The organism is Mycobacterium sp. TH-M116, assembly GCF_057473685.1.
The window spans coordinates 22,335-38,253 of sequence record NZ_JBYCLC010000331.1 but is presented as its reverse complement, the minus strand read 5'-3'; the positions used below and the strand labels follow the sequence as shown (position 1 = coordinate 38,253).

Here is a 15,919-nt window from a genome sequence, read left to right as displayed (position 1 = left end):
AATAGTGTTGCGCTACTTGGTGTTTGGGCGCGGCGCGCACTACTGCCTGAGGGCGCCGCTGGTGGCGTCGAGCCTGCGCTCAGCGCTGCCTTCTTCGACTCGACGTCGCTGCCACCGCAGGTTCGGCACCTCAGCGAACGGGCCCGACGAACCAACGGGCAAGACCACTTAGCTCGGCCGCTCTTTCAGGGCGGGCTGTCGTCGGCCTCGCGGCCGGTTACCAACAATTGGCACTGTCGTCGTCGGCAAGAACACGTCATTCAGCCTCGACGAGCACTTCAGTGCAACTACACCGCCGAACAGTGGGGTGTAGTCCAAGCGGAGGGCTAGCTGCGCGAACGTCAGCGCCGCCATCCGACGTGCGGTCGACGGTTGCGAATCCGGGGATCGGTCGGGCCTGCGATGAGGTCCGTGCCGGCTATCGCAGGCCCGACCGCGGATCCCACGACCCGCCATCAGCGTCGTCTTTGCAGTGTGCTTTCAGGTGTCGACAACCGTCGACGCCTCAGCCGCGCCAGTAGCCGCTCGGTCGGCTTTGCGTGGCGCAGTAGTTCGGGTCGTATGCAGGCCCGAACGGGTCGCAGCTGTAGCCGCCGCCGGGCGACTCGTTGTAGCAGATCGTCGGGTCGAACAGCGGTGAGGACGGATCGCACCACTGGATCGGGCCCGCGTGGGCGGGCGGGCTGACAGCCACCATGGCAGCGGTCAGCGCGCAGCCGATGACTGCGGCGCAGGTGCTTACCCGAAAACCCATCGGAGAGTTTCCTTTCTGGCTGTGTCTGGCAGTGTGCCCCAAGGGGGCGACAGCTGTCCAAGAGCCGGGCGGACGACCTCTCTCGGGTAGCGGCGGCAAATGCTGCTCGGCGACGCTGAATAGTGCCGCATTTCTGGCAGCTCGCAGGTAGCAGGTCCGCTGTTCTGGATGGAATCGCTCTCCACTATTCGTTGGATTACGGCATCCGTTGTTCTTCGGAACTCGTTAGAAGACAAGAAGTTTTGCTCTTCCTCGACACGCCGGGCACCCGGCCCGTCTCATCCAGGAGCATCCGTGAAGTATCTGTTCGTCCTGCACGATCCGCCTTATGGCGCCGAACGCACCGACAACGGCATCCGCTGGGCGCGCCGATTGCTCGACGCCGACCCGGCCAACCAGGTGCGGGTGTTCAACTTCGGTGACGCGGTCGTCGCGGTGACCGTTATCCTCGGCGCAGTTGGTCTGTGATGCTGAAACCATTGCTGTCGGCGCGGTGGTCAGTCATGGTGCGGCACTCGCCGAAGAGCTGGACGGCCCCGTCGGCCCCGGCGAAGGGGCTCACGCCGATGCCGGCCGTGACGCCGCCCCGGTGGATCGTCGTGCCCGCGGAGTGCGCGCCTGCCGGGGCGCCGGGTGCCCAGCCGTGGACCACCATGGTCGCGGCGACCCGGTCGAAGTAGGCGTCGGGGTCGACGCCGGGCGGCACCGCGAACGTCATGTCGACCCGGCCCCGGTACGGCGGCTCGCCCTGGTCGTTGCAGGACTCCCAGCTGAAACCCCCGGACGGGTCGCCCAGCCCGGCAACGTTCGCGATCTGCTTGGCCGCGTCGACAACCTGGGCGATGGTCTGCTGGTCGGAGAGCGGATGGTCGGGTTCGTGCCGGAATGGGGACATCGACGCACACCCTCCCAACGCGACGGCCACCGCGGCAAGCGCCGCAAGCCGGGCCCGCGGCCTAGTTGAAGCCATGGCCGTCGGTGACCGAGCCGGAAGCCCTGCCCCATTCCGGGTCGCCGGTAAGGGGTAGGGGGATCTCCAGATGCGGCAACGGGATCGGCCCGAAGGGGGTGTGCACCTGGCGGGGGATCGATATCGGCTGTTCGTCGCGGGCCGGGGCCAGCATTCCCTCGCGGCCCAGGGCATCGCCGTGGCCGGTGCTGATCTCGGTCATGTTGTGCAGCGCCTCGCTGCCCACGTCGTAATAGTGCGAATGGTCGTCGAACCAGGGCACGGTGCTGTGGGTGCCCGCGACCTCGGCCCGGAAGCGCACCGCGCCGAAGCCGTCGTGCGCGGGGTCGGCGCCCAGGCCGGCCGACGGCCCGAGCGGCCCGCCGAGGGCGACGTTGAGCGCGTTGGGGACGACGCTGCCCGATTCACCGATCCAGCTGACCGCGTCGGTCGAGGCCGCACCGACATAGAGCCGGCCGTCATGCAGCCGGAAATCGGCGGCGCTGTGCGCGAGATCGGTTCCGGGACAACCGATCAGTATGGCGTCGTCGGCACGCATGCCGCTGCCCGCGAACGCGTCGGCCACCGTCGTCGATCCGTAGGAGTGGCCGATGACCGTCACGTGGGCCGGGACCGGCCCGGCATGGGTGACCGCCAGGCCGTTGACGTCGGCGGCCAGCAGCGCGGCGCCCCGGCGCGCCAGCCCCGGCGTGCCGACCTCCCGTAGCGTCGAGGGGTCCAGGTCGGGTGTGTCGTATCCCATCCACGCAAGCACCGCGGTAGAGCGGGTGCGGTCGGCTTTGCGCGACTGGTCGTAGAGGTTGACGGCGTCGTTGTGCCCGTCGTAGAGCCAGCCTCCCTGCACGCTGCTGTCGGTGCCGGGCACGATGACGGCGGTGTTGTGCGCCGTGTCCGGATCGCCGATCGCGATCACCGCCCTGCCCTTGCCGTCGAATGCCGCCGGGTCGTAGGCCCACAGCAGGACGGGTCGCCGATGGTCGTGGTCGGGCCCCTCATCGTGCTCGACGCCCTGGTTGGTCTTCACCGCGTTGCGGTACCGGGTGACATCGGCGGCCGAAAGCCCGTACTCGCCGGGGCGGGCGAGCAGATCGTGTTCGCGGTCGTGCAGCACCGCGTCGCGCAGGCTCTCCGATGAGATGCCGTGCCGGCCGGCCACGCCCTCGACCCTGCTCAGGTCGTCGCGCAGCACCGCCCTGTTCGCTGCGTCGCGCATCGCGGCCGGCACGCCGTCGAGGTTGCCCGGCGTCCCCGGGTGTGCCGGGTTCGACCGGTCCCCGCCGTCGGCGCCGAGCGCGTCCCACCACGCGCGAACGTCTTCGGGCGTGGTGCCGGGCGGCGACGCTGCGTAGCCGTCGGCGCGCACCGTGCTCAGCGACTGCCACAGGCGGCCGGCGTAGTCGTCTCGCAGGCACCGCAGCCGGACCAGGGCCGCCCGGGTGTCGTCGACCGCGTCGTCCTCGCAGGCCGTGATCAGAGCCCCGACGTCGCTCCGGTCGGAAGGGGCCAGGCCGGGGCCTTGGTCGAGTTCGATCGCCTCTTCGAGGAGGTGGTCGAGCTGTGCCAGCCGGGTCTCGAGGGCGGCGATCTGCCCGGCCGCGGTGCGCTGCGCCTCGGCCAGGGCGGCGGCGAGGTTCTCCAGGTCGACACCGATCGCGGGCAGCCGCAGCGATTGCGCGCCCAGCACCGCGGCCACTCGCCGGACCTCGGCCGACGCGTCGATCGGGGGGTCGCTGTCGCGGTGGTTCCAGGCCGCGTCGAAGCGACGGCGGGCCTGCGCGAAGGCCGTGTCCGCCTCGGTGGTGCACCGGCCGGCGGCGTGGAACGCCTCCGCGAGACCCGAGATGTGCGCCGGGCTGCCGGCCTGCAAGCTCCGATCGATCGCCCACGGGTCGCCTCCCGCTTCGGCGATCAGCGCGGGGACGCTTATATGGCGGAGCCGCATCGCTGCGCTACCCGCTGCCGCACACCAACACCGAAGAACATGGCCACCCCTTTTTGACCCGGCCCAACCGTACTACCGGGCGGCCACGCGCCGACTGCGCAAGCGCTACCGCCTGTGGGTAACGCGCTGCCGGCCGGGCCGGCGCACGGCGCTCCCGCGGGGCGCGCGACCGGTGGTGTCAGCGCCGACCCCGGGCGGTCCTTGACGCCGCCGCGGCGCGCGCAGGACTGAGCGTTCTTCGTCCGGGGTGCTCATCGTGGAGCACACACCCGCCGCGATGTCGACGCGCGCCCCGGCCTGTCACCATGGATCTCGTGAGCACCGCAATCGTCGTGGCGATCCTCGTCGGCGTGACGCTGCTCGCCCTCGGCATGGTGGCCAACCAGTTGCTCCGGCTGCGGAAGTGGCTGGACAACGCGCCCGATGAACCGCCCGCGCCCGAGGAACCGCCGGACGCCGGCCGATGACCGCCGGCTACACCGCAACCTTGGGCACGTTGCCGCGAGGCAGCGTCAGCGGCAGGTCGGTGTAGGTGGCGATCCCCGGAGCCGCCGCGACGACCGCGGGGATCGCGTTGACGGCGGGCATCGCCGTCATGATGTGGCCGAGATCCATGAACTCCTCGATCGTCGTGGCCTGGAAGTACGGCGGCGGCAGGAAGCCGACCTTGGTCGTCACCGTCGGCTGCCCGTCGATCTGGATGACCCAGCCATCCTGGTCGATCTTCCAGTCCGGCTCGAGCGTCTGGCCCTTGCGCCACCGCACGTTCAGGTCGATCACGGCATTGTCGCCGACGATCCCCTGCCAGCTGATGTACACACCCGCAACACATCCCGCGGGGATGGTCCAGGACGCCATCTGAAGGTCCGCCGTGGTCCGGGCGAATTCGGCCACGCAGCGCACCTCGTCGAGTTCGACGCCGAGTGCGTCGCCCACCAGCCGGACGGCCTCGCCGAAGATGGCCGTCCCCTTCGCGGCCATCGCCGGCAGGTCCGGGTGGTCGATCGGCTGGCCGAAGCCGACCGGCTTCTCGGTCTCCGGGGAGTCGTAGAACGTGGTGTCGGCGGCCTCGTTGACGGTGACCTTGTCGATCCGGTTGCACACCATGGCCGACACGATGGCCAGCAGTTCGGCGAAGCCGGGGCTGACACCGGACCCGAAGATCGTCGCGCCGCCGTGCCGGCAGGCCGCAAGGATCCGGTCGCGGCCGGCGCCGAGGTTGCCACCGGTGATGAACGACGCCGTCGTCACCACGTTGACGCCCGCGGACAGGATGCGCACCAGCTCGTCCACGTCGATCCACATGGGGTTGTAGACGACGCAGTCGGGCTTCAGCGCGAGCAGCTCGTCCACGTCGTTGGTGGCGGCCACGCCCAGCGGCTCGATGCCGACCAGTTCGCCGGCGTCGCGACCGGCCTTCTCGGGGGACCACGCATAGCAGCCGACCAGTTCCAGCAGGGGATTGGTCACGATCGACTTCAGCGAGCTCTTGCCGACGTTTCCGGTGTTCCATTGAACGACGCGATAGGTGTTTGGCACTCGCTCAGCATAGGGAACCGCCCGCGTCCTCGCGATGGTGAATGCGGCGACGGCACGAAGAGGACATTCGACGCCGGCCTGTAGCGGCGGGAAAAGCCTGCGGCCCGGGACGTTCCGGCGGCGGTTGACTACTCCACACTGCTCGCGGCGGATCTGTCCTGCCGTGCTTGAGTGGACGTCGTGATCGAGATTCATGCCGTGGAATCGGTGCGGGTGCTGACCCTGTCGTCAGGAAGTGTCAACGCGCTCGACGTCGACCTGCTGGAAGAGGTGGCCCTGGCGGTGAACGCCTGGTGCGTTCCGGCGACGCGGGTGCGCTCGTCGTCACCGGTGCCGGCCGTGCCTTCAGTGCCGGGGTGGACCTCAAGCGCGTGGTGACGGAGGGCAGCGACTACACCGATCGGCTGGTCCCCGCGCTCTCGGACGCGTTCGAGGCGCTTTTCACCTATCCGGGGCCGACGGTGGCCGCGGTCAACGGCGCCGCCATCGCGGGCGGCTGCGTGCTGGCCTGCGCGTGCGACCGGCGCCTCATCACCCCACAGGCCCAGATCGGGGTGACCGAGGTGCACGTCGGGGTGCCGTTCCCGGCCGCCGCGCTCGAAGTGATGCGCTACGCGTGCGGTGACCGTGCCGAGGAGGTGCTGCTCGGCGGACGCACCTGCCGCGAGGCCGGGGCGATCGCCGCCGGACTCGCCCACCGGGTCATCGACGGTGACCTGATGGAGGCGGCGGTGGCGGAGGCGACGGAGCTCGGCCGCATCCCGGCTGACGCCTATCGCCACACCAAGAGCCGGCTGCGCGCCCCGGCCATGACACGGATCCGCGAGTCCGCCGGCGTCGACGACGAGGTGCGCCGGATGTGGGGTTCGGCCGAGACGCAGCATCGCCTCTCCGAGTACGTCGAGCGCATGCGGCGCCGCGACTGAGTCCGCTCGCTATTCGTCGTCGACCGCCACGCCGCCGCGGCTGCGTCTGCGCCGCATCCGGTGCGAGCCCTTCCCCGTCGGCCGGCGGTTGCGCAACCCGCCCGGGGCGCCGTCGGGCTGCTCGGCCGCCTCGGTGTTCTCTGCGGCGGTCTCTTGGGTGGATTCGACGGTCGGGGCTTCCTGAGTCTCGGCGGCTTGGACCTCCTGGACTTCCTCGGCCTCCTCGCTCTCCTCGGTCTCCCCGGTTTCCTCCGCGGCTTCCACGGCGGTTTCGGCTTCCTCGGCCTCTTGGGTCTCTTGGGTCTCTTGGGTCTCTTCGGCCGCGGCCTTCGCGCGCCGGAGGCGACGCTTGCCGGGCTTGCGCGCCTTGATCGGTTTCGGCGGAGGCGGCGGCAACTCGGCCACGAACGCCAGGTAGAACGCGAAGATGCCGAGCACCGCGATCGCGGCGGCCGCGCCGTAGATCCCGAACAGGTATTGCCCGGCGGTGTCCAGGGGCAGCCAGATTTCGCTGATCGCGGTCCCGATGATCAGCACCCCGGCCAGCACGTGGGCCACGATCGACCACACCCTGATGCGCAGGGCGAGCAGAGGAGTCCCCAGCTCGGGCCTGCGGGCGCGCAGCCAGACGAACGCCACCGGAAGCGCGGCCAAGCCGATCAGCGCACCCGACGCGATCCGGCCGGCCATCGCCAGCGCCCGCGGCATCTCGCCCATCAGCTCATACCAGCGGGGCAGCGCGCAGTAGAAGTAGAGGACACCGGCGGCAATCACCGACAACGCGTGCCACAGCACGAACCACTTCCGGCCCATACGCCTCCTCAGGCTGGTGAGTTCACGCCAGTCCAGGGGCGACCAGAACCCGCGTCGTGTTCGTCCGCGCCTTGCAGCAGGTGCGCTCGGTGTGGCGGAGGATGCGGGATTTGAACCCGCGAGGGCTGTTAACCCAACCCGCGTTCCAGGCGAGCGCCATAGGCCACTAGGCGAATCCTCCGTGGGTCATGGTAACTGCTGAGTCCAGCCAGCAGGCCCGCGGCCGTGCGGAGAGCCCCGACGCGGGTACTACACTCGCCGAAGGACCCCGCGCGGCGTCCATCCTGTGAACTCCCCCAGGGCCGGAAGGCAGCAAGGGTCAATGGGCTCTGTCGGGTGCGCGGGGTCCCCCCAGTGTCCGGACCCCGAAAGGCTCATTGGTGTCCTTCGATTCCCTCAGCCCCGACGAGCTGACCGCGCTGCACGAACGCCATCAGCGGGATTATGCGGACCTGCAGATCAAGAAGCTGTCGTTGGACCTGACCCGCGGCAAACCCGCCCCGGAACAGCTCGACCTGTCCAACCGGCTGCTGAGCCTGCCCGGGACCGACTACCGCGACCCCGAGGGCACCGACACCCGCAACTACGGCGGCCTGCACGGCCTGCCCGGGCTGCGGGCCATCTTCGCAGAGCTGTTGGGCATCGGAGTGCCCAACCTGATCGCGGGCAACAACTCCAGCCTGGAGCTGATGCACGACATCGTCGCCTTCTCGATGCTGTACGGCGGCGTGGACTCCCCGCGGCCCTGGAAGGACGAACCGGCCGTCAAGTTCCTCTGCCCCGTCCCCGGCTACGACCGGCACTTCGCCATCACCGAGACGATGGGCGTCGAGATGATCGGAGTCCCGATGTGCGAGGACGGCCCGGACGTGGACCTGATCGAAGAGCTGGTGGCCGCCGACCCGGCCATCAAGGGGATGTGGTCGGTGCCGGTGTTCGCCAACCCGACCGGCGTCACCTACTCCTGGGAGACGGTCCGCCGGCTCGTCCAGATGCGCACGGCGGCGCCCGATTTCCGGCTGTTCTGGGACAACGCCTACGCGGTGCACACCCTGACGCACGATTTCGTCAGTCAGATCGACGTGCTCGGGCTGGCCGCCACGGCCGGCAACCCCCACCGGCCGTACGTCTTCGCGTCCACCTCGAAGATCACCTTCGCCGGCGCCGGCGTCAGCTTTCTGGGCGGATCGCTGGGCAACATCGCCTGGTACCTGCAGTACGCGGCCAAGAAATCGATCGGCCCGGACAAGGTGAACCAGCTGCGGCACCTGAGCTTCTTCGGCGACGCCGACGGGGTGCGTCTGCACATGCTGCGCCACCAGCAGATCCTGGCGCCGAAGTTCGCGCTCGCGCTCGAGATTCTCGACCAGCGGCTCGGTGGTTCGAAGATCGCCTCGTGGACCGACCCCAAGGGCGGCTACTTCATCAGCCTCGACGTGCTGCCCGGCACGGCCAAACGGACGGTCGCGCTTGCCAAGGATGCCGGTATCGCGCTGACCGAGGCCGGGGCGTCGTTCCCCTACCGCAACGACCCCGAGGACAAGAACATCCGGATCGCGCCCACTTTCCCCTCACTGCCGGACCTGCGCGACGCGGTCGACGGGCTGGCGACGTGTGCGCTGCTGGCCGCGTCGGAATCCGTGCTGGCCTCCTCCTCATCGAGTGTGAGCTGAGGGCGGCGACACGCCGACAGGCCGCGCCCCACGTTCACACCGAAAGCCACTGATGCACACTCGATGCCGGCTGGGTCGAGCTCAGCGATCTGGCGCCGAGTGCCCGCCTCCTCAGCCGACCCTCCGGGTCCGCATCGTCACCGGGCCGAAGTAGCCTGCTGAGCGTGGCTCTCTACCGCAAGTACCGGCCGGCAACCTTCGCCGAGGTGGTGGGGCAGGAGCATGTCACCGAGCCGCTGTCGATCGCCCTGGAAGCCGGCCGGATCAACCACGCGTACCTGTTCTCCGGGCCGCGCGGGTGCGGGAAGACGTCGTCGGCGCGCATCCTGGCGCGGTCGCTGAACTGTGTGCAGGGCCCGACGGCCAACCCGTGCGGGGTGTGCGAGTCGTGCACGGCGCTGGCGCCCAACGCGCCCGGCAGCATCGACGTGGTCGAGCTCGATGCGGCCAGCCACGGTGGCGTGGACGACACCCGCGAGCTGCGGGACCGCGCGTTCTACGCGCCGGCGCAGGCGCGCTACCGGGTGTTCATCATCGACGAGGCGCACATGGTGACCACCGCGGGGTTCAACGCGCTGCTCAAGATCGTCGAGGAGCCGCCCGAACACCTCATCTTCATCTTCGCCACCACAGAACCGGAGAAAGTGCTCCCGACGATCCGGTCGCGCACCCACCACTACCCGTTCCGGCTGCTGCCTCCGAAGACCATGCGGACGCTGGTCGAGCGGATCTGCGCGCAGGAGGACGTCGTCGTCGACGACGCGGTCTACCCGCTGGTGATCCGCGCCGGCGGCGGCTCGCCCCGCGACACGCTCTCGGTGCTGGACCAGCTGGTGGCCGGGGCCGAGAACTCCCACGTCACCTACCAGCGGGCGCTCGGCCTGCTGGGCGCCACCGATGTCGCGCTGATCGACGACGCCGTCGACGCCCTGGCCGCTTCCGACGCCGCTGCGTTGTTCGGCGCCGTGGAGTCGGTGATCGACGCGGGCCACGACCCGCGCCGGTTCGCCACCGATCTGCTGGACCGGTTCCGCGACCTGCTCATCATGCAGGCGGTCCCGGATGCGGTCAGCCGCGGCGTGGTGGATGCTCCGGAGGACGTGCTGGACCGGATGCGCGAGCAGGCCGTTCGGATCGGGCCGGCGACGCTGACTCGCTACGCCGAGGTGGTGCAGGCCGGGCTGGGGGAGATGCGGGGCGCGACGGCGCCGCGGCTGCTGCTCGAAGTGGTCTGCGCCCGGCTGCTGCTGCCGTCGGCCAGTGACGCCGAGTCGGCGCTGCTGCAGCGCGTCGAGCGCATCGAGACCCGGCTCGACATGTCGATCCCGGCCGCCGATGCCCCGCCCCCGGCGGCGCCCGCGCCGGAGGCCAAGCCCACATCCAAGCCCACATCCAAGCCCCAGCCCGAGCCCGAGCCCAAGCCCAAGCTCAAGCCCGAGCCCGCGCCGGAGGCCAAGCCCACATCCGAGGCCAAGTCCGAGCCCGCGCCGGAGGCCAAGCCCACATCCGAGGCCAAGCCCGCGCCCGAGCCTGTTCCCGCTCCGGCGGCGGCCCCGGTCGCCGGTGAGCCCAACGCGGCCGCGGTGCGGACCATGTGGCCGACCGTGCGCGACAAGGTACGCCAGCGCAGCCGCACCACCGAGGTGATGCTGGCGGGCGCAACGGTGCGCGCCGTGGAGGGCAACACGCTGGTGCTGACCCACGAATCTGCGCCGCTGGCCAGGCGGCTGTCCGAGCAGCGGAACGCCGACGTCATCGCCGAAGCTCTCAAGGACGCCCTGGGCGTGAACTGGCGGGTGCGCTGCGAGACCGGCACGGCGGCGTCGCCGGCGGCCGTGACCCCCGAGCAGCAAGCGCCCGCGCCTGACCCGGTGCCCGACCCGCGGGTCGACGAGGAGGAGCACATGCTCGCCGAGGCCGGCGGCGAGCCGTCGGCGCCGCGTCGTGATCCCGAGGAAGCCGCCCTCGAACTGCTGCAGAACGAGTTGGGCGCTCGCCGCATCGACAACGGCTAGGCCTGCCACCAGGGCCGCAGCGGCAGGCCGTCATCGCCCGACGCGGAGGGCCTGGTCGCCAGCACGTGATGCAGCTGCAGGTTGTTCTGCTCGAAGGCCACCCGTGAGGCCGCCATGTACAGGCCCCACACCTTGGCGGTCGGCAGGCCGACCTCGGCGACCGCGTCGTCCCAGCGCCCGACCAGGTTGCGGCACCAGTCCCGCAGCGTCATCGCGTAGTGGTGCCGGAAGTTCTCCGTGTGCAGCACTTCGAACCCGGCGTCCTGGATCTCGGTGGTGATCCGCCCGGAACCGGTCAGCTCCCCGTCCGGGAAGACGTAGCGGTCGGTGAATCCCCCCGCGAACGACGTCGAGGCGTTGTCGCGGCGGGTGATGCAGTGATTGAGCAGCAGGCCGCCGGTGCGCAGCTTGGACCGCAGGAAGCCGAAGTAGGCCGGGTAGTTGCGGACGCCGATGTGCTCGGTCAGCCCGATCGAGGAGACGGCGTCGAACCCTGTCTCACTCACGTCGCGGTAGTCGCCGTGGCGCACCTCGGCCAGCCCGTCGAGCCCCGCGTCCACGATGGCCTGCTGCGCCCACTTCGCCTGCTCGGCCGACAAGGTGGCGCCGACGGCGCGCACGCCGCGGCGCGCCGCGTAGCGCACCATGCCGCCCCACCCGCAACCGACGTCGAGCAGCCGGTCGCCCGGTCCCAGCCGCAGCTTGTCGAAGATCAGCCGGTACTTGTTCTCCTGGGCCTCCTCCAGCGTCGCGTCGGCGTGCGGATACACCGCGCAGGTGTAGGTCATCGACGGACCGAGCACCCACTCGTAGAAGGTGTTGGAGACGTCGTAGTGGTGGTGGATGGCCTCGGCGTCCCGGGTCTTGCTGTGCATCAGACCGTCGGCGACCCGGCGCCACCGGGGCGGCGTCTCCTGTGGCGGAGGCGGCACCGGCCGCAGGTGCTCGACGCCGAGCGAGCGCACGACGTTGGCCATCACCCGCGCCGAGGGGCGCTTGAACTGGACCCGGTCGGTCAGGGTCTTGAGTAGTTCGTAGGGGTCGCCGGGGTGCACTCCGTACAGTCGCAGATCGCCCGCGACGTACGCGCGGGCCAGGCCGAGCTCGCCGGGGGCCGTGGCCAGGTAGGTGGCGCCGCGGGGTGTCCGCAGGTGCAGGCCGAGCACCGCGTCGGCGTCACCGGCGGTGCTGCCGTCGTAGGCGGTGAACTTCAGCGGATGCCGTCCCGTCGCGGCGAAGATCTCCAGAATCTGGGCCATGCTGAGTTTGCCCGAGGTGGTGCCGTCGGGTTCTTTGATCTCCTGAGTTGCTGTCATCGTTGTTGCACCGCCTTGGCGTAGAGGTCGAGGAGCCGAGAGTCGGGGTCGTAGGTCTTCTTGACCGTCTTGTAGGCCTCGCCGCCGTAACGGGCGTCGAACTCTTCGCGGGTGTAGTAGGAGTCCGAGTACAGCGACTTGTGCCCGTCGAGTTCGCTCACCTTCGCCTCGATCATCCGGTTCGATGCGCCCGCTGGGCCTGCCTCGTCTGCAGCGGCCCCGGCCGGCACCGAGGACCAGAACCCGATGTTGACATAGGTGTGGTCCGCGCGCAGCGGATACAGCGGCCAGCCGTCGTGATCGCGCAATCGCAACGGGCAGAACCAGATCGGGGTAATCGGCACCGTGTGCAGGAACCACTCCAGGAACTCGGCTGCGCGTTCGACCGGCACCTCGACATCCTGCACTACGCGCTCCCGAACAGGGCGGCCGTGACGCCTGTCGATCCGGTCCGAGATGGCGAAGCGCCGGTCGGCCGCCACCAGCTTCGAGTAGACGCTGCTGCGCCGGTAGCGGCGCGGCCACCACCGCCGCAGCCGCGGATCCTGCACGCCGAACGCCCGCGAGCACCAGAACCAGTCGGTGTCCCAGCGCCAGAAGTAGTCGTGGATGGTCAGCCGGTCGTCCTTGCCGGCGTCCGGGCCCGCGGCGTCGTGCCGGATCGACCGGTAGTAGATGTCCTTGCCGGTGTAGTCGCTGACCGGGCCCGGAGTCGAGGTCCGCCTGCCGAGGCACAGGTAGCTCTCCTGCGGGCCGAACACCACGCCGTCGAGGTAGTCGACGGGAGCGCCGCCGTGTCCGCCGGTGTCGACGATGCGTTCGGCCGCCGCCACCATCTCCGTCAGCGAGCGGAATCGGAGGTGCCGCAGCGCCACAAAAGACGAGACCGGCTCCAGTTCGATGCGCAGCCGAGTGGCATAGCCAAGGGTGCCATAGGAATTGGGAAATGCGCGGAAGAGGTCGGGGTGCTGGCTGCGTGAGGTGGTGAGCAGTTCGCCGCCGCCGGTGAGGATATCCATCTCCAGCACGGACTCGTGGGGCAGCCCGTTGCGGAACGACGCCGACTCGATCCCCAGCCCGCTGACCGCACCGCCGAGAGTGATTGTCTTCAATTGCGGGACCACCAGTGGCGAAAAGCCGTAACGCAGCGTGGCAGCGACCAAGTCCTCGTAGGTGCACATGCCCGCGACGTCGGCGGTGCGGGTCTCGGGATCGACCCCGAGGACGCCGGTCAGCCCGGAGGTGTCCAGCCCGGGCGCATTCCGTTTGGTGCGGGCGCGGAACAGGTTTGAGGTCGTTTTGGCGAGCCGCACCGCGGAGGTGGACGGGATGGATCGATAACTGGCCACCAACCGGTCGACGCCGGCGGTGTGGGCCGAGAGTGCGGATCCAGGGATTGGCACCAGAGTTATCCTAGTCCTCGGCAACTGCCCGTGCAGCGGTGTGCGGGCGGGGACACGCAGAACACGACCATGAGGGGACGTTGCCGTGGGACAGGTAAGCGCAGCCAGCACGATCTTGGTCCATGCCGAGCCCGCGGCCACCCTTGCTGCGGTCGCCGACTATCAGAGGCTACGTCCGAAAATCCTTCCCCCGCAGTACAGCCAGTACGAGGTGCTGCAGGGCGGGCAGGGTGCGGGCACGATCGCCAAGTGGAAACTGCAGGCGACCAAATCGCGGGTGCGTGAGGTGCGGGTCGATGTCGACGTGGCCGGCCACACCGTCATCGAGAAGGACGCGAACTCGTCCATGGTCATCACCTGGACCGTGGCTCCCGCCGGGCCCGGCTCCAGCGTCACCGTCAAGACCACCTGGACCGGCGCCGGCGGCGTCAAAGGGTTCTTCGAGAAGACCTTCGCACCCTTGGGGCTGAAGAGGATTCAAGGCGAGGTGCTGGCCAACCTGAAAAAGGAACTGGAGGCTTAGCGCGCCTGGCCCTGCGTGGCGAGGAAGCCCGCGACGCCGCGCACCATCGCGTCGGCGTATTTCTGCCGGCCCTCGGCGGACTCCATCAGCGCCGAATCCGCGGGGTTCTTCATGTTGCCGCACTCGACGAGGACCGCCGGGTACTGCGCCAGGTTCAGGCCGGCCAGGTCCGAGCGTCCGTACAGCCCGTTCTGGCCGATGTAGTTGGCGGGCGGGATGCCCGATGCCTGTAACTGGTCGCGCATGATCCGCGCATACTGCACCGACGGCCCGGCCTGGACCGGGTTGAGTGGCGGGGCCGAGTAGTTGACGTGAAATCCCCGGCCGGACGGTGGGCCTCCGTCGGCGTGGATGCTCAGGATCGCGTTGGGGTGCAACGAATTGGCGGTGTTGGCACGGGCGTCGATACACGGCCCCAACGCGTTGTCGTTGCCGCGCGACAGGGCGGTCCGGACCCCCAGTGCGTTCAGCTCGGCCCGCACCCGCAGCGCGGTGTCCCAGTTGAACGTGTGCTCGGGATAGCCGGTGTTGGTCGTCGTCCCACTGGCCTGGCAGTCCTTGGTGCCGCCGCGGCCCGTCGGCACCTGGCGTCCGATCGAGGCGTCGTTGGCGCCGTTGTGGCCGGGATCGATGAAAACGATCATGCCGGTGATGTTGGAAGGGGCCCCCCACGCAACCGGCGTCGCGTTCGGGGTCGGGCTCACAACGGTCGCCGCCGCGACAACCAGCGCCGCAGCCGCCATTTTGGGCCCGACACGCCTGCTCACTCGTAGGTCCACCACGCCACGGTAACTTCGTGCGGTCTACTCTGGGGGTTTCGAATGGCCCGACACTTCGAGGCGAGACCAACTCGAGACCGAGATGCGAGGGGATTGTCATGCAACCCGGAGGCGATATGTCCGCACTGCTCGCCCAGGCGCAGCAGATGCAGCAGAAGCTACTGGACGCCCAGCAACAACTCGCCAATGCCGAGGTGCAGGGGCAGGCCGGAGGAGGTCTGGTCAAGGTCGTCGTCAAAGGCAGCGGGCAGGTGGTGGGGGTGCAGCTCGACCCCAAGGTCGTCGACCCCGCGGACGTCGAGACCCTGCAGGATTTGATCGTCGGCGCCATGGCCGACGCGTCCCGGCAGGTCACCACGATGGCGCAGGAGCGGCTGGGAGCGCTGGCCGGCGGCATGGGCGGCACCCCGCCGGGTGCCCCGCCCGCGCCTCCGGCCCCGCCGACCCGGATGCCGGAGCTGTAGTCCGCGCACCGACATGTTCGAGGGACCCGTCCAGGATCTGATCGACGAGCTGGGCAAGCTGCCGGGTATCGGCCCCAAGAGCGCCCAGCGGATCGCCTTTCACCTGTTGTCGGTGGAACCGCCCGACATCGACCGGCTGACCGCGGTGCTCTCCCGGGTCCGCGACGGCGTCACGTTCTGCGCGGTGTGCGGCAACGTCTCCGACGACGAGCGCTGCAGAATCTGCGCCGACCCGCGCCGCGACGGCTCGCAGGTGTGCGTCGTCGAGGAGCCCAAGGACATCCAGGCCGTCGAGCGCACCCGCGAATTCCGCGGCCGCTACCACGTCCTGGGTGGTGCGCTGGATCCGCTCTCCGGGGTGGGGCCCGACCAACTGCGGATCCGCGAGTTGCTGAGCCGTATCGGTGAACGCGTCGACGACGTCGACATCAGCGAGGTGATCATCGCGACCGACCCCAACACCGAGGGGGAAGCGACGGCCACCTACCTGGTGCGGATGTTGCGTGACATTCCCGGCCTGACCGTCACCCGGATCGCGTCCGGGCTGCCCATGGGCGGCGATCTCGAGTTCGCCGACGAGCTCACCCTGGGCCGCGCCCTCGTCGGCCGCCGCTCCATGGTCTGACGCGTCGTTCGTGCGCCGAGCCTGGTCGCGCGCGTGCGCCGAGCCTGTAATTGTGCAGGCCCCTACTCGCACTTTGGCTGCAGATTTACAGGCTCGGTGAAGTGTCGGTGCCCGGTGTGAGCATCGCGAGCCATGGCGGCGGCGTGGTTGTGGTCTCAACGCAGGGGTGTGATCGCC

Annotated in this window: 17 protein-coding genes, 1 tRNA gene and 1 other RNA gene; 10 read left to right on the top strand and 9 right to left on the bottom strand. The window is 69.6% G+C overall.

The features are described from left to right. Nucleotides 1-505 precede the first annotated feature (505 nt). A complete protein-coding gene (locus tag AC2VOK_RS17110; protein WP_428901545.1) occupies nucleotides 506-754 on the bottom strand; it encodes a hypothetical protein in 249 nt (82 codons plus the stop codon). 294 nt (nucleotides 755-1,048) lie between these two features. On the opposite strand from AC2VOK_RS17110, the gene AC2VOK_RS17105 reads away from it, so the two are divergent. After that, complete coding sequence (locus AC2VOK_RS17105; protein WP_428901544.1) at nucleotides 1,049-1,222, top strand: hypothetical protein; 174 nt, start codon at nucleotides 1,049-1,051, stop codon at nucleotides 1,220-1,222. Here AC2VOK_RS17105 and AC2VOK_RS17100 read toward each other — a convergent pair. Next, nucleotides 1,197-1,649 (bottom strand): hypothetical protein, encoded by a 453-nt coding sequence (locus AC2VOK_RS17100; RefSeq protein WP_428901543.1) that lies wholly within the window; start codon nucleotides 1,647-1,649, stop codon nucleotides 1,197-1,199. The two genes, AC2VOK_RS17105 and AC2VOK_RS17100, sit on opposite strands and share 26 nt — an antisense overlap. 61 nt (nucleotides 1,650-1,710) lie before the next feature. Continuing rightward, nucleotides 1,711-3,666, bottom strand: coding sequence for a putative alpha/beta hydrolase (locus tag AC2VOK_RS17095; RefSeq protein WP_428901542.1), 1,956 nt, complete (start codon nucleotides 3,664-3,666; stop codon nucleotides 1,711-1,713). A 314-nt stretch (nucleotides 3,667-3,980) separates the two neighbouring features. Here AC2VOK_RS17095 and AC2VOK_RS17090 point away from each other — a divergent pair, with 314 nt between their 5' ends. Further along, nucleotides 3,981-4,133, top strand: coding sequence for a hypothetical protein (locus AC2VOK_RS17090; protein ID WP_428901549.1), 153 nt, complete (start codon nucleotides 3,981-3,983; stop codon nucleotides 4,131-4,133). Nucleotides 4,134-4,140: 7 nt separating this feature from the next. On the opposite strand, the gene AC2VOK_RS17085 is transcribed toward AC2VOK_RS17090, so the two are convergent. After that, nucleotides 4,141-5,205 carry an NAD(P)H-dependent amine dehydrogenase family protein gene (locus tag AC2VOK_RS17085; protein ID WP_428901541.1) on the bottom strand — a complete coding sequence of 355 codons (1,065 nt, stop codon included), beginning with the start codon at nucleotides 5,203-5,205 and terminating at the stop codon, nucleotides 4,141-4,143. 171 nt (nucleotides 5,206-5,376) lie between these two features. Here AC2VOK_RS17085 and AC2VOK_RS17080 point away from each other — a divergent pair, with 171 nt between their 5' ends. After that, nucleotides 5,377-5,583: a hypothetical protein gene (locus tag AC2VOK_RS17080; protein ID WP_428901540.1), complete on the top strand. Its 207-nt coding sequence runs from the start codon at nucleotides 5,377-5,379 to the stop codon at nucleotides 5,581-5,583. Continuing rightward, nucleotides 5,562-6,131 carry an enoyl-CoA hydratase/isomerase family protein gene (locus tag AC2VOK_RS17075; protein WP_428901539.1) on the top strand — a complete coding sequence of 190 codons (570 nt, stop codon included), beginning with the start codon at nucleotides 5,562-5,564 and terminating at the stop codon, nucleotides 6,129-6,131. Before AC2VOK_RS17080 ends, AC2VOK_RS17075 begins: the two co-directional genes overlap by 22 nt. Before the next feature lie 9 nt (nucleotides 6,132-6,140). On the opposite strand, the gene lucA is transcribed toward AC2VOK_RS17075, so the two are convergent. Both lucA and AC2VOK_RS17065 read right to left on the bottom strand, forming a co-directional pair. Next, on the bottom strand, nucleotides 6,141-6,944 hold the full coding sequence (gene lucA, locus AC2VOK_RS17070) for a lipid uptake coordinator LucA (RefSeq protein WP_428901538.1): 804 nt from the start codon (nucleotides 6,942-6,944) through the stop codon (nucleotides 6,141-6,143). Nucleotides 6,945-7,036: 92 nt separating this feature from the next. Next, nucleotides 7,037-7,125, bottom strand: a tRNA-Ser gene (locus AC2VOK_RS17065). A 78-nt stretch (nucleotides 7,126-7,203) separates the two neighbouring features. On the opposite strand from AC2VOK_RS17065, the gene ffs reads away from it, so the two are divergent. The 3 genes from ffs to AC2VOK_RS17050 all read left to right on the top strand — a co-directional run bounded on the left by ffs (nucleotide 7,204) and on the right by AC2VOK_RS17050 (nucleotide 10,632). Then, nucleotides 7,204-7,300, top strand: an RNA gene (ffs, locus tag AC2VOK_RS17060) — signal recognition particle sRNA small type. A gap of 24 nt (nucleotides 7,301-7,324) precedes the next feature. Then, nucleotides 7,325-8,617: an aspartate aminotransferase type Ic gene (locus tag AC2VOK_RS17055; protein WP_428901537.1), complete on the top strand. Its 1,293-nt coding sequence runs from the start codon at nucleotides 7,325-7,327 to the stop codon at nucleotides 8,615-8,617. 164 nt (nucleotides 8,618-8,781) lie between these two features. After that, nucleotides 8,782-10,632, top strand: coding sequence for a DNA polymerase III subunits gamma/tau (locus AC2VOK_RS17050; protein WP_428901536.1), 1,851 nt, complete (start codon nucleotides 8,782-8,784; stop codon nucleotides 10,630-10,632). On the opposite strand, the gene AC2VOK_RS17045 is transcribed toward AC2VOK_RS17050, so the two are convergent. Continuing rightward, nucleotides 10,629-11,948: a class I SAM-dependent methyltransferase gene (locus AC2VOK_RS17045; protein WP_428901535.1), complete on the bottom strand. Its 1,320-nt coding sequence runs from the start codon at nucleotides 11,946-11,948 to the stop codon at nucleotides 10,629-10,631. The two genes, AC2VOK_RS17050 and AC2VOK_RS17045, sit on opposite strands and share 4 nt — an antisense overlap. Beyond that, the gene (locus tag AC2VOK_RS17040) at nucleotides 11,945-13,354 is read right to left on the bottom strand and encodes an FAD-binding oxidoreductase (RefSeq protein WP_428901548.1); all 1,410 of its coding nucleotides are present in this window, start codon (nucleotides 13,352-13,354) and stop codon (nucleotides 11,945-11,947) included. The genes AC2VOK_RS17045 and AC2VOK_RS17040 overlap by 4 nt, the downstream gene beginning before the upstream one ends. 82 nt (nucleotides 13,355-13,436) lie before the next feature. On the opposite strand from AC2VOK_RS17040, the gene AC2VOK_RS17035 reads away from it, so the two are divergent. Further along, nucleotides 13,437-13,874 (top strand): SRPBCC family protein, encoded by a 438-nt coding sequence (locus AC2VOK_RS17035; RefSeq protein ID WP_428901534.1) that lies wholly within the window; start codon nucleotides 13,437-13,439, stop codon nucleotides 13,872-13,874. Here the strand turns inward: AC2VOK_RS17035 and AC2VOK_RS17030 are convergent. After that, the gene (locus AC2VOK_RS17030; protein ID WP_428901533.1) at nucleotides 13,871-14,653 is read right to left on the bottom strand and encodes an Rv3717 family N-acetylmuramoyl-L-alanine amidase; all 783 of its coding nucleotides are present in this window, start codon (nucleotides 14,651-14,653) and stop codon (nucleotides 13,871-13,873) included. The genes AC2VOK_RS17035 and AC2VOK_RS17030 overlap by 4 nt on opposite strands. Before the next feature lie 98 nt (nucleotides 14,654-14,751). Here AC2VOK_RS17030 and AC2VOK_RS17025 point away from each other — a divergent pair, with 98 nt between their 5' ends. Continuing rightward, entirely contained in the window at nucleotides 14,752-15,117 is a 366-nt protein-coding gene (locus AC2VOK_RS17025; RefSeq protein WP_421531134.1) for a YbaB/EbfC family nucleoid-associated protein, read from the top strand. A 13-nt stretch (nucleotides 15,118-15,130) separates the two neighbouring features. Continuing rightward, nucleotides 15,131-15,742, top strand: a complete 612-nt coding sequence (recR, locus tag AC2VOK_RS17020) for a recombination mediator RecR (protein WP_421531135.1) — start codon at nucleotides 15,131-15,133, stop codon at nucleotides 15,740-15,742. Nucleotides 15,743-15,919 lie beyond the last annotated feature (177 nt).

Excerpts from the sequence above, each read along its gene's own strand:
- AC2VOK_RS17110 (WP_428901545.1), bottom strand. The coding sequence starts at position 754 with ATGGGTTTTCGGGTAAGCACCTGCGCCGCAGTCATCGGCTGCGCGCTG.
- AC2VOK_RS17100 (WP_428901543.1), bottom strand. The coding sequence starts at position 1,649 with ATGTCCCCATTCCGGCACGAACCCGACCATCCGCTCTCCGACCAGCAG.
- AC2VOK_RS17095 (WP_428901542.1), bottom strand. The coding sequence starts at position 3,666 with ATGCGGCTCCGCCATATAAGCGTCCCCGCGCTGATCGCCGAAGCGGGA.
- lucA (WP_428901538.1), bottom strand. The coding sequence starts at position 6,944 with ATGGGCCGGAAGTGGTTCGTGCTGTGGCACGCGTTGTCGGTGATTGCC.
- AC2VOK_RS17045 (WP_428901535.1), bottom strand. The coding sequence starts at position 11,948 with ATGACAGCAACTCAGGAGATCAAAGAACCCGACGGCACCACCTCGGGC.
- AC2VOK_RS17025 (WP_421531134.1), top strand. The coding sequence starts at position 14,752 with ATGCAACCCGGAGGCGATATGTCCGCACTGCTCGCCCAGGCGCAGCAG.
- recR (WP_421531135.1), top strand. The coding sequence starts at position 15,131 with ATGTTCGAGGGACCCGTCCAGGATCTGATCGACGAGCTGGGCAAGCTG.